Genomic DNA, 12669 nt, shown 5'->3' on the forward strand with positions numbered 1-12669 from the left:
TCTTTCTTTAATTCTGGAAAATTACTGGCAACGAGATAGGTCTCTTCATATAAAATAGGTTCGTTATCTGCAAGACGCAGACGGATGATATGATAGACGGCATCTTCTGTATTTAGCTTTTGCGTTATCCGGGTTGGCGGCGTTGTCAGGCTAAAGTGCAGCAGGGTGCTGCCCGGTGTTTTATGTAGACGTTTCATTTCCTCATGAAAGTTATAAACGGTCATCAGACTTTGTTTAACCGCTTGTCCTTGCACAAACATACCTTTGCCATGGATTTTCTTGATATATCCCTCTTTTTCAAGCTCTGACATAGCCTGACGGACGGTCGTGCGGCTGATCTCATACTGCTGGCATAGCTCTCGCTCAAAGGGTAATTGCTCGCCTTCTTTGAATTCGCCCGCGCTGATTTGTTGCGTAATGAGCTCAAAAAGCTGAGCGTACAAGGGCAATTTGCTTTTTTTGTTGATGCGCATGGCAATCCATCCTCAATAAGAGCTGCGTTTAAGCGTGATAAGGATGTCATGACCTCGCTATGTCGTGATGTTAATTGCGTCACAAAGCGTGACGGTTTTGTGTTTAGTTTTCTTTTAAAACAATAAGTAACTGGTTGTTTTAAGTGGAATAGGTATAAAAAAAGGCCCATGACAGTCATGGGCCTTTTCATCACTAACTGAAATTACTGCTTCGGTTCCGCCACAACATGACTGCCCACGCCGCGGTTGTTGTATTCCCACATGCGGTTGAAGTTGCGGTCGTTAAGATCGCGTTTAATCTGGCCTTTCTCGTCCTGCGCGCCGGTATTGCCGCTGAACGGACGTTTGGAAACGGCGGCGTCGGCCCACGGTTTCGCGGAATTAAAGCCTTCGTTGATCACGCTATCACGAATCACAACCTGGCCATTGGTGTTGCTATCCACGTCCAGCGAGCGGCCCAACTGCGCCACGCCGTCACCGGCGGCGGTGAAGCGGCTGTTGGTCGCCAGGAAGCCGTAGAAGATGTTGGCCTGGGTCGCCGGGGCGAAGACGTAGCCTTCCTGCTGGGTGCGGGAATTCACTACGCGGAAATCGGTGTTGTCGAACACCACTGCGCCGCGGCCGGAAACGATATCCACATCGCCTTCGAGGTAGCTGTTGCTGACCAGCGTACGGGTCTGGCGATTATTTTGCAGACGGTTATCAACGCCGCTGTTGGTCACGAAGAAGGTGTTCTGGCGGCCCAGGATATTGACGTTGTTAAGCTGGGTTTTGTCGCCATCGGTGCGCAGGGCCACCGCCTGGTGAGTACCGGCATCCACGCTGTCACCCAGATTGTTTTCAATCGTCAGGTTTTGCAGCTGTAAGCCATTGTTCTGTGACCACACGACCGCGGAGCACATCACGCCGATGGTGGCGCTGCGCTTGCTTTGGCAGCCATCAAACATGTACCACGCCGGTTTACCCGGCATGTATTTGCCGCCTGGGTTAACCAGTTTACGCCAGCTGGTCGGGTCGATTTCGGAATCGATGGCCAGGCCAATTTTTACGTCGATCGCTTTTTCACCGGTACCGTAGAGCGTCAGGCTGCCCGGAGCGGCCGGGATATAGACGGTGCCTTTATATTCACCCGGCAGTACGGCGATGTACAGACGAGAGCTGCTATGACGCGCGATAGCGGCATCAACGGCATCCTGAATACTGGTGTGCGTCACGCCCTCAGTCCCTGCCGGGCCAACCACGAAATCTGCTTTCGCCGGTACGGTGATAGAAGACGGGGACCAGGCGGCAGCGTTAGGATCTAACGAAGAGAAGTAACGCGCGGCAGTAAAGTTCTGCGCTTCGTCCGCCGACAGTACCGGACGGGAAGAGGTACCAGGTGCGGTCTGGTCAGAAGGGCGCTGATCCGCTGGGGTTGAGCTGCAAGCAGTCAGTGTCACGCCAAAAGCCAATGCCAGCGCCAGACGAGAAACCGAAAAAGTGTTCATGTTGCTCCAGGCTAATTAAGTAAAAGGGAATCCTGTAAAAGCAGCCTTTTTATACTAAGTTGAGCGAAACGGGAAGATGTGCTGACAAAAAATCGCCTGTTTTTTTGACAACTTATGTCAGCGAAAAGGAAAGCGGGCGAAAGGGGAGGAAGATAGCCATTGAAAGGCCTTATCCATCCGCCCTGGAGTGTTCGCGGCTAGAACGCTTTTTTGTGCGCCAGGCTGGTGACTAAATCGGTGATGCTGAGTACCAGCGTTGAACGCACCATTTGCTGATAGCGCTGTTCCTGCATGGTTCTCAGCGCGTCGTCGACCACGTCTTCCGGCAGGTGCAGCGTCGGCGGAGGCGGCAGCGTCGTCATGCAGTGCAGCATGTTGATCGGCCCCAGAATTTCGTCATCGGTAAAGCTGTAGATTTTGTTCTCGTGCGCCAGTTCGTTATTCAGCGCCAGTAACAGTTCAACGTCTTCATATTCATCGCGACTGATGACGCCCAGAGCATAAATCAGCTTTAGCCGCACCGGTAAATTCGCCAGCGGCCCACTGCCTTCCAGCAGCGGTTCCACCGCGTACTTCACCGCGTAATCGTCTTTACGGAAAGCCTGCAAAATCAGCTGGTCGACCGCTTCAGACAGTAAGCCCACCGCGGTCTGTATAAAACCGGTTAGCGTCTGGCGGGCGTTAAGCCGCTCCAGGATGCGGTTCTCCGCCGCCTGATTTTGGGTTAAGTGCGCGTCGTCCATCATGGCCATCATCTTTGTTGTGCTTTCCGCTAACCGTGGCTTCTCTGGTGCCGTGTCCTTCGGACGCTCATTTTCTGCTGCTGGTTGCGCATTCTTGCGCAGGAGATTCAATTTCATCTTACCCTTCTTCATCGGGCGCGGCGGCCGTGAACCTCCGCGCCCAGCTATGGGTGTTACATCATTCTTTGCGTTGCATGGCGTTATACACATTCACTATCTGGGCGACAAGCTCTGGCTGATCCTGCAGGCCACAAACCTCAATGACCGTGCTTGTTACCCCATTTTCCGCCAGCAGGTTTGCCATTTCTTGCGCCTGCGGGTCCTGGTCGCTGCGATAATGCAGGGCGGCGGCAATGCCGATAATCAGGTGGCGATTGGGGAGCCCGTATTCCAGCGTTCCTCGCAGCGGCTTGATTAAGCGATCGTTCTCGCTCAATTTACGCAGCGGCTGACGGCCAACGCGCTCCACCTCATCATGCAGATAAGGGTTCTCAAAGCGGGTGAGAATCTTATCGATGTAGGCCGCATGCTGCTGGGGATCGAAGGCGTAACGTTGAATCAGTACTTCGCCACTCTCACGCATGGCATTTTTCACTGCTTCACGTATCGCCGGGTCGAGGATGGCGTCGCGAATAGTCTGATAGCCTGCCAATTGGCCAAGATAGGCGGTTATCGCATGGCCGGTATTGAGGGTAAACAGCTTACGTTCAATATAGGCCATCAGATTGCTGGTGGGCTCCATCCCGGCGATGTCCGGTAACGTACCTTTAAACTGGGTACGGTCGACAATCCACTCGCTAAAGGTCTCAACGGTGACATCCAGCGGATCGTCGTTCGCTGCGGCCCCCGGCGGCACGATACGGTCGACAGCCGAATCGACAAACCCGACGTGTTCTTCCACCCAGACGTGCAGCTCGGCGGGTATCGATTGCAGCACGTGCTGCTTAAGCTGGCTGGTGCCGCGCACCATATTTTCGCAGGCGATGATATTCATCGGCTGGTGGTTGCCGCGCTCAAAACGGGCGATTAATCCCTGGGCCAGGGTGCTGGCGATTTTGCTCAGCACCTGCGGGCCAACGGCGGTGGTGATGATATCGGCCTGGGCAATCTGCGCGATGGCGTCCGGGCTGTTGCTGTAGATGGCGCTGACGCGATTGACCTGCTCAACGCGAGCATTTTCCCCCACCACGTTGACCTGATAATGTTGCTGATGCGCCAGCTGATCGACCAGCGGCTGGTTGACATCGGCAAAGGTCAGCTCCGCCTGTGCGTCCGCCAGTAGTTTACCAATAAAGCCGCGACCGATATTCCCTGCGCCAAAATGAATTGCTTTCATGACTGTTACCTCGAAAAAAACGTTCCGTATCAGGGGCTGTACGCCCCGTTGCCTTATGCCGCTTGCTCGCCGGACAGGAGCTGTAAAATCTCCTGCACGCTGGTGGTCTGCGTCAGACGTTCGATCACGTCCTTATCATCCAGCGCGTTGGCTAAGCGGGCGATAACCTGTACGTGCTCGTTATTGCGGGCGGCAATGCCGATCACCAGGCGCGCGATATCGTCCGGCTCGTCGCCGAAACGTACGCCTTGCGGGTACTGGCAAATGACAATCCCGGTGCGCAGCACGCGGTCTTTGGCTTCTACGGTGCCGTGCGGAACGGCGATAGATTCTCCGAGGTAGGTGGTGGTCAGCGCTTCACGCGCCAGCATGGCGTCGATGTAATCCGGCTCGACGTAGCCGCCGGAGACCAGCATTTCACCGGCAAAGCGAATGGCCTGCTCTTTGGTGTCGGCGGTTAAGTTAAGGAAGATGTTATCGGCGCTGAGCTTAAACAGGTTATCCTCGCGCTCGCCGGGCGTGAACGCATCGTCGTTGGCGGCGATAATCGTCTGGTTAATCAGGCGACTGTCGTTCGCCGCGGGCGGCAGCTTAGCGGCCAGCAGGCGGGTGGTTAAGTCGGTGTACAGGCCGCTGTCGAGGAAGTTGCTCAGCGACATATGCATTGCCTGCGGTGCAAAACGCATGGCGCGTTCGGTAAGGTCCTGATGGGTGATCACCAGATCGACATCGTCCGGCAAACTGTTGATGGCGCAGTTGGTCACTGAAATATGACTCAGACCGGCGTCTTTTACCTTTTTACGCAGCACGCCCGCGCCGAGCGCACTGGAGCCCATTCCGGCATCGCAGGCGACGATGATTTTACGCACGTGGTGCAGGTCTTTCGCCAAATCCAGCGCCGGTGCGGGCTGTGGCAGTTCGCCGGACGGTTTAGCGCCGGACTTTGACTGCTGCTTCAGGCTCTGCATGCGACGGGTGGCTTCCGCCAGACCGTTGCTCTCTTCATCACCCACGCGAACGCGTTTGAGCAGCATCGACGCCGTCAGGAAGGAAACCAGCGTGGAGGCCAGAATCGACAGTACGACGCCAATCAGCGACGCTTTCGGCGTCATCAGCAGGACGGCAAAAATAGAACCCGGAGAAGCCGGAGAGACCAGGCCCGCGTTGAACAGCGTCAGGGTAAAGACGCCGGTCATCCCACCGAGGATCACCGCCAGAATCAGGCGTGGGTTCATCAGGACGTACGGGAAGTAAATTTCGTGAATCCCACCGAAGAAGTGAATAATCGCCGCGCCGCCTGCGGACTGCTTCGCGCTGCCTTTGCCAAAGAACATGTACGCCAGCAGGATCCCCAGACCCGGACCCGGGTTAGCTTCAATCAGGAAGAAGATAGACTTGCCGGTTTCCGTCGCCTGCTGAATACCCAGCGGTGAGAAGATACCGTGGTTGATGGCGTTATTGAGGAACAGGATTTTGGCCGGCTCGACAAAAATTGAGGTCAGCGGCAGCAGGTTGTTCTGCACCATGACGTTGACGCCGCTCGCCAGCGCTTTCGACAGCAGCTCCACCATTGGCCCAATCGCCAGGAAGGAGAGCATCGCCAGCAGCATGCCGAGAATCCCGGCAGAGAAGTTGTTTACCAGCATCTCGAAGCCGCTTTTGATCTTCCCATCAACCCAGCGGTCAAAGCGTTTGATGGCCCAGCCGCCCAGCGGACCGGCGATCATCGCGCCCATAAACATCGGCATATCGGCGCCGACAATCACCCCCATGGTGGTGATCGCGCCGACCACGCCGCCGCGCTCGCCGCCAACGAGGCGACCCCCGGTATAGCCGATTAACAACGGCAGCAGATAGGTGATCATTGGGCCGACCAGCTTAGCCAGCGTCTCGTTCGGCAACCAGCCGGTAGGAATAAACAGTGCGGTAATCAAACCCCAGGCAATGAATGCGCCAATATTGGGCATCACCATATTGCTGAGGAAGCGGCCAAAATTCTGTACCTTGACCTTGATATCTGGTGATAACATAAAAACACCCCTCGTGGTGCGCGTCAGATGTTGCGCGCGTAATAGTTGTGCTGGTTTCGCCAAAAACCAGCCAGTCGTTCTGTATGCAAAATCGACTCTATCACGCCGTTTTCGTCTCGCGTACCCCGAGGGTTTTTTGTGATCTTAGTCACTGTGAATGGCCGGGTTTTGGGGTGTTTATGGTGATTTTGATCACATAAATGGGCTGTAAGTCTGCTACAACGTTAAATTATCGCCTTTGTCTCGCTATTTTTTGTGATTAAAATCACTTTTTATGTTGGCGTGTTTGTTTTCAAATTGTGATCTCATTCACAAGCTATTTTGGCGTTAACCTCATCAGCCAGTTTCGCTTTTCTCATCAGCCCTTTTTTCGTTAGAAAATTACATCTGCAACAAAAAAAGCCCCGCGCGGTTTCCCGGCAGGGCTGAATACGTTTAACGTACGGTTAGCTGAACAGTGCGGTAATGCTCGCGCTGCCGAGGCTGTGGAAATGGACGTTGAAGCCCACCATTGCGCCGCTGGCGCCTTCGTCAACGTCGATTTTGTCGATATCCAGCGCGTGGACGGTAAAGATATAGCGATGCGTTTCGCCTTTAGGCGGTGCTGCGCCGCCGTAGCCTGCTTTACCGAAATCGGTGCGGGTTTGCAGCGCGCCGGCAGGTAGGCCAACGAGGCCGGAGCCTGCGCCGGTGGGCAGTTCGCGGGTGTCGGCTGGAATGTTGGCGACAATCCAGTGCCACCAGCCGGAGCCAGTTGGGGCATCCGGATCGTAGCAGGTCACAACGAAGCTTTTGGTTCCGGCAGGCACATCGTCCCAGGCCAGATGCGGCGAGATATTCTCACCGTCGTAACCCATCCCATTGAATACCTGGCGCTGGGGTAGTTTCTCGCCGTCACGCAGATCGTGGCTGACTAATTTCATCAACTGCCTCCTTTGTTAATCTACTGATTAACAAAGGAGTGTAGCGTTAACCGCGGCAGATTACCGCTGCTTATTGGATAAAAAATGTTTCCTGTTCGACCGCGAGGCACACCGCGCGGGTCAGACGCGTCAGCTGCTGCGGGGTAATCAGGTACGGCGGCATCAGGTAGATCAGGCGGCCAAATGGTCGAATCCAGACCCCTTGCTCAACAAAGAATCGCTGAAGCAGCGCCATGTTGACCGGGTAGCGCGTTTCGACCACGCCGATCGCGCCCAGAACGCGTACATCGGCGACCAGCGGCGCGTCGGCGGCAGGGGCCAGCTCGCGCTTAAGCTGCTGCTCAATCGCTGCCACCTGAGTCTGCCACTCGCCGCTCTCCAGCAGCGCCAGGCTTTCCGTCGCCACCGCGCAGGCCAGCGGATTGCCCATAAATGTCGGCCCGTGCATAAAGCAGCCTGCTTCGCCGTTGCTGATGGTTTCCGCCACCTCGCGCGTGGTGATAGCGGCAGACAGCGTCAACGTGCCGCCGGTGAGCGCTTTACCAAGGCACAGAATATCGGCGCTGATCCCCGCGTGCTCGCAGGCGAACAGCTTGCCGGTGCGGCCAAAGCCTGTGGCAATTTCGTCGGCAATCAGCAGGATCCCCTCACGATCGCACATCTTACGGATGCGCTTTAGCCATTCCGGATGATACATCCGCATGCCGCCCGCCCCCTGGACTACCGGCTCGAGGATCACCGCGGCAATCTCGTGGCGATGAGCGGCCATCAGGCGGGCAAACGCCACCATATCGTACTCGTCGAACTCACCGTCAAAGCGGCTGTGCGGTGCGGGGGCAAACAGATTCTCCGGCAGATAACCCTTCCACAGGCTGTGCATGGAGTTATCCGGATCGCAAACCGACATCGCGCCGAAGGTATCGCCGTGGTAGCCGTTACGGAAGGTGAGAAAACGCTGACGCGACTCGCCTTTGGCCTGCCAGTACTGCAGCGCCATCTTCATCGCCACTTCAACCGCCACCGACCCGGAATCGGCCAGGAAGACGCACTCCAGCGGTTCGGGCGTCATGGCCACGAGCTTACGGCACAGTGCCACCGCGGCAGGGTGGGTTATCCCACCAAACATCACGTGCGACATCTGGTCAATCTGCGCTTTCATCGCCGCGTTCAGACGCGGGTGATTGTAACCATGAATCGCCGCCCACCAGGAGGACATGCCGTCGACCAGATGCTCGCCGCTGGCAAGCTGCAGCTCGCAGCCCTCGGCGGAAACCACCGGATAAACCGGTAACGGTGCGGTCATGGAGGTGTAGGGATGCCAGATATGGCGGCTATCGAAGGCGAGATCGTCCGTTGTCATAATCGACTTGTAAACCATTTTGAAAAGTTTTAGGTTTACGAGTATAAACCGAACCGAAAATTAACAAAACCCCCGGAGAAGCCAATGGCTCACCCTTTACGCTGGACAATGTCGCAGGTCACCGCTCTTTTCGAAAAACCGCTGCTGGAACTGCTGTTTGAAGCGCAGCAGGTCCATCGCCAACATTTTGACCCTCAGCAGGTACAAGTGAGTACGCTGCTGTCGATTAAAACCGGCGCCTGTCCGGAAGACTGCAAGTACTGCCCGCAGAGTTCACGCTACAAAACCGGGCTGGAGAGCGAACGCCTGATGGAAGTGGAACAGGTGCTGGAATCGGCGCGCAAAGCCAAGCTGGCGGGCTCCACCCGTTTCTGTATGGGCGCGGCGTGGAAAAACCCGCACGAGCGCGATATGCCGTATCTCGAGCAGATGGTGCAGGGCGTCAAAGAGATGGGGCTCGAAGCCTGTATGACGCTCGGAACGCTCTCTGACAGCCAGGCGGCGCGTCTGGCCTCGGCGGGGCTGGACTACTATAACCACAACCTCGATACCTCACCGGAGTTCTACGGCAATATCATCACCACCCGCAGCTATCAGGAACGTCTTGATACCCTGGATAAAGTGCGCGAAGCCGGGATTAAAGTGTGTTCCGGCGGGATCGTCGGGCTGGGGGAAACGGTTAATGACCGCGCCGGTCTGCTGCTCCAGTTGGCCAATCTGCCGACCCCGCCGGAAAGCGTGCCGATCAACATGTTGGTGAAGGTCAAAGGCACACCGTTGGCCGATAACGAAGACGTTGATGCCTTTGATTTTATTCGCACGATTGCCGTGGCGCGTATCATGATGCCGACCTCGCACGTGCGCCTGTCCGCGGGGCGCGAGCAGATGAACGAGCAGACCCAGGCAATGTGCTTTATGGCGGGCGCTAACTCCATCTTCTACGGCTGCAAGCTGCTGACGACGCCAAACCCGGAAGAAGATAAAGACTTGCAGCTGTTCCGCAAGCTGGGGCTGAACCCGCAGCAAACCACGGTCACCGCCGGAGACAACGAGCAGCAGCAGCGTCTCGAACAGGCGCTGATGACGCCGGATACCGACGATTATTACAACGCGGCGGCGGTATGAGCTGGCAGCAGCGAATCGACCGCGCTGTCGCTGAACGTCGTGAAGCGCAGGCCTTTCGTCAGCGCCAGCCGCTGGCGCAGGGGGCTGGGCGCTGGTTGATGTGCGAAGGACGCCGTTACCGCAATTTTTCCAGCAACGACTATCTGGGCCTCAGCCAGCATCCGCAGGTGATTCGCGCCTGGCAGGACGGGGCGGAACGTTACGGCGTCGGCAGCGGCGGATCCGCGCATGTCACCGGCTACCACCAGGCGCATCTGCGCCTGGAAGAACAGCTGGCGGACTGGCTCGGCTATGACCGCGCGCTGTTGTTTATCTCCGGTTTTGCCGCCAATCAGGCGGTGATTGCCGCACTGGCCGGACGCGAGGACCGTATCGTCGCCGACCGCCTGAGCCACGCATCGCTACTGGAAGCGGCAACCCTCAGCCCCGCGCAGTTGCGGCGTTTTCAGCATAACGACCGCCTACATCTTGCCCGGCTGCTGGCTGCCCCCGTCGAAGGGCAACAGCTGGTGGTGACGGAAGGGGTGTTCAGTATGGATGGCGACAGCGCGCCGCTGGCCGAGGTCGTTGCCGCGGCGCGCGCCGCCGATGCGTGGCTGATGGTCGACGATGCGCACGGTATTGGTGTAGTGGGTGAAAATGGACGCGGCAGCTGCTCTCAGCAGGGCGTTAAGCCGGAGCTACTGGTGGTGACGTTCGGCAAAGCCTTTGGCCTGAGCGGCGCGGCGGTGCTTTGCAGCCAGGCGGTCGCCGACTATTTCATCCAGTTCGCCCGTCATCTGATTTACAGCACCGCGATGCCTCCCGCCCAGGCGCAAGCGTTACAGGCGGCGCTGGCGGTCATTCAGAGCGATGACGGCCAACAGCGCCGCGAAATTTTGGCCCAACACATTGCTGATTTTCGCCGTGGCGCGCAAGGGCTGGCCTACGCGCTGAGCGGCTCGCAGAGCGCCATTCAACCGTTGATCGTCGGTGATAACGCAGACACGCTGCGGTTAGCCGAACACTTGCGTGTGCAGGGCTGCTGGGCTACGGCTATTCGTCCACCGACGGTACCCGCGGGCACCGCGCGTTTGCGTCTGACGCTCACTGCCGCGCATGACGCGCAGGACGTTGCTCATCTGCTGGAGGTTTTGCATGGCGAGCGTGGATAAACAGGCGGTCGCCGCGGCGTTTGGCCGCGCGGCGGCGTCTTATCAACAACACGACGAGTTACAGCGCCTCAGCGCCGCGCAGCTGCTGTCCCAGCTGCCGGCGCGGGCGTTTTCCCGCGTACTCGACGCCGGCTGTGGGCCGGGGAGCTACAGTCGCTACTGGCGCGAGCAGGGCAGCCACGTTACCGCGCTGGATCTCTCGGCGGAGATGCTGCGACAGGCGCGTCTACAGCAGGCGGCGGATACGTATCTGCTGGCGGATATCGAGGATATTCCGCTGCCCGTCGGCGGCTTCGATTTAGCGTGGAGCAATCTGGCTATTCAGTGGTGTAGCGATCTGCATGCAGCGCTGGCTGGCCTTTATCGCCAGCTCGCCCCCGGTGGCACGCTGGCATTTACCACGCTGACGGCGGGTTCGCTGCCGGAGCTTAACCAGGCGTGGCAGGCTCTCGACAGCCATCCGCACGCCAATCGCTTCCTGCCTGAAGCGACGCTGCGCGAGGCGCTGGCGGCCTATTCTGGCCATGGGATGGCGACCACCATCACCCTTTCTTTTCCCGATGCGCTGAGCGCGATGCGCTCGTTAAAGGGGATTGGCGCAACACACTTGCACCAGGGGCGCAGCCGCCAGCCGCTCACCCGCGGCAGGCTCCAGCAGCTACAGCTGGCCTGGCCGAGGCAGGAGGGGATTTGTCCGCTGACCTACCATCTTTTCACAGGAATCATCACACGTGACTGAACGTTTTTATGTAACCGGAACCGATACGGAAGTCGGGAAAACCGTTGCCAGCACCGCACTATTGCAGGCCGCACGCCTGCTGGGCCGTCGCGCCGTGGGCTATAAGCCGGTAGCATCGGGCAGCGAAATGACCGATGAGGGGTTGCGCAACAGCGACGCGCTGGCGCTCCAGCGTAACAGCGCGCTGCCACTGCGTTATGAAGAGGTGAACCCGTATACCTTTGCGGAACCCACGTCACCGCATATTGTGAGCGCCGATGAGCAACGACCTATTGAGGCTGGCGTGCTATCGGCGGGTTTGCGTGCTTTAGAAGCGCAGGCCGATTGGGTGCTGGTGGAAGGCGCTGGCGGCTGGTTTACGCCGCTCTCGCCCACGCTGACGCTCGCTGACTGGGTTCGCGACGAGCAACTGCCGGTTATTCTGGTGGTGGGGGTGAAACTGGGTTGCATCAATCATGCCGTGCTAACCGCTCAGGCAGTACAGCAGGCCGGGCTGCGGCTGGCTGGCTGGATTGCCAATGACGTCGTACCGCCGGGGCGCCGCCATGCCGAGTATCTGAGTACCCTCCAGAGAATGCTGCCTGCCCCCCTGCTGGGCGAAATTCCGTGGCTTGGCGAGTCGGTCGACGATCGACCTCTTGGCGGCTATCTCGATTTGAGTCTGTTATAAACCCCTTTTTTTATTCTGATTTTTCTCTCGCGGGTTATCTTCATTCGTAAGCGATAACCCGCAGAAAACGTAAGGAAAAAGCACGCCGTTATGGATAAAACACGTGCGCCTTTTCGCTGATACATATCAAAATTGGCGAGAAAATATTTTTTTGATTTCACGTTGACAGGAAGTTGCGCAAACCGCCGGGTGGCGAGGGATAGGGGCTAGCGGCAGTTATCCACTATTCCTGTGGATAACCCTGTGTATTAGAGTTAGAAAACTAGCGGTAAACGAGAGAACATGCGGCCTGCGCCTGAATTGATGCGAAAGGCGGCTTTTCTATCTTTTTATTAATAATCAACAAGATAAATAAAAGCAATGGCGTAATAAAAAGTGNTGCGGATTGCCATAAAACTTTCATGACCGATATTGACAAATGTTAAAAGAGAAAAAGTTCTGGGGATAACCCGGTTCAACTGGTGTTTTATGTTGTCAGAGGATAAATTTTCGCCTGTGACGCATGCCGCAACCTGTTTTGCCCAAAATACGATAATAGATTACTGTTTTTATATCCAGTGTTTTTTATTGGCAATTTGGCAGGCGGCGAGTAGAATTAATCTCCAGCCCGACCCATCCGTTATCAGGTA

11 protein-coding genes are annotated in these 12669 nt (G+C 57.0%); 4 read left to right on the top strand and 7 right to left on the bottom strand.

Features of this window, described 5'->3' with window-relative positions:
* From NNN71_RS07830 to bioA, 7 genes are all read right to left on the bottom strand, one after another.
* Positions 1-473 (bottom strand): GntR family transcriptional regulator (locus NNN71_RS07830; RefSeq protein WP_271458239.1); only part of this gene is annotated, 473 nt, incomplete at its 3' end.
* 203 nt (positions 474-676) lie between these two features.
* Positions 677-1960 (bottom strand): putative acyl-CoA thioester hydrolase, encoded by a 1284-nt coding sequence (locus tag NNN71_RS07835; protein WP_163447120.1) that lies wholly within the window; start codon positions 1958-1960, stop codon positions 677-679.
* Positions 1961-2157: 197 nt separating this feature from the next.
* On the bottom strand, positions 2158-2715 hold the full coding sequence (locus NNN71_RS07840; protein WP_223804163.1) for an MltR family transcriptional regulator: 558 nt from the start codon (positions 2713-2715) through the stop codon (positions 2158-2160).
* Between the two features lie 166 nt (positions 2716-2881).
* Positions 2882-4039, bottom strand: coding sequence for a mannitol-1-phosphate 5-dehydrogenase (locus NNN71_RS07845; RefSeq protein ID WP_271458240.1), 1158 nt, complete (start codon positions 4037-4039; stop codon positions 2882-2884).
* A 53-nt stretch (positions 4040-4092) separates the two neighbouring features.
* Positions 4093-6069 (bottom strand): PTS mannitol transporter subunit IICBA, encoded by a 1977-nt coding sequence (locus tag NNN71_RS07850; RefSeq protein ID WP_271458241.1) that lies wholly within the window; start codon positions 6067-6069, stop codon positions 4093-4095.
* Between the two features lie 446 nt (positions 6070-6515).
* Entirely contained in the window at positions 6516-6992 is a 477-nt protein-coding gene (locus NNN71_RS07855) for a kinase inhibitor (RefSeq protein WP_163447114.1), read from the bottom strand.
* A gap of 70 nt (positions 6993-7062) precedes the next feature.
* A complete protein-coding gene (gene bioA / locus NNN71_RS07860) occupies positions 7063-8352 on the bottom strand; it encodes an adenosylmethionine--8-amino-7-oxononanoate transaminase (protein ID WP_271458242.1) in 1290 nt (429 codons plus the stop codon).
* A gap of 84 nt (positions 8353-8436) precedes the next feature.
* Between bioA and bioB the strand changes: the two genes are divergently transcribed.
* Genes bioB through bioD form a run of 4 tightly spaced genes read left to right on the top strand, consistent with a single transcriptional unit; the run spans position 8437 to position 12040 of the window.
* Positions 8437-9477, top strand: a complete 1041-nt coding sequence (gene bioB / locus NNN71_RS07865; RefSeq protein ID WP_163447110.1) for a biotin synthase BioB — start codon at positions 8437-8439, stop codon at positions 9475-9477.
* Positions 9474-10631 carry an 8-amino-7-oxononanoate synthase gene (bioF, locus tag NNN71_RS07870; protein ID WP_271458243.1) on the top strand — a complete coding sequence of 386 codons (1158 nt, stop codon included), beginning with the start codon at positions 9474-9476 and terminating at the stop codon, positions 10629-10631. Before bioB ends, bioF begins: the two co-directional genes overlap by 4 nt.
* Positions 10615-11370: a malonyl-ACP O-methyltransferase BioC gene (gene bioC, locus NNN71_RS07875; RefSeq protein ID WP_271458244.1), complete on the top strand. Its 756-nt coding sequence runs from the start codon at positions 10615-10617 to the stop codon at positions 11368-11370. The genes bioF and bioC overlap by 17 nt, the downstream gene beginning before the upstream one ends.
* Positions 11363-12040 (top strand): dethiobiotin synthase, encoded by a 678-nt coding sequence (bioD, locus tag NNN71_RS07880; RefSeq protein ID WP_163447105.1) that lies wholly within the window; start codon positions 11363-11365, stop codon positions 12038-12040. The genes bioC and bioD overlap by 8 nt, the downstream gene beginning before the upstream one ends.
* Positions 12041-12669 lie beyond the last annotated feature (629 nt).

This window comes from Kluyvera sp. Awk 3 (genome assembly GCF_028069715.1).
Classification (GTDB): domain Bacteria; phylum Pseudomonadota; class Gammaproteobacteria; order Enterobacterales; family Enterobacteriaceae; genus Kluyvera; species Kluyvera georgiana_A.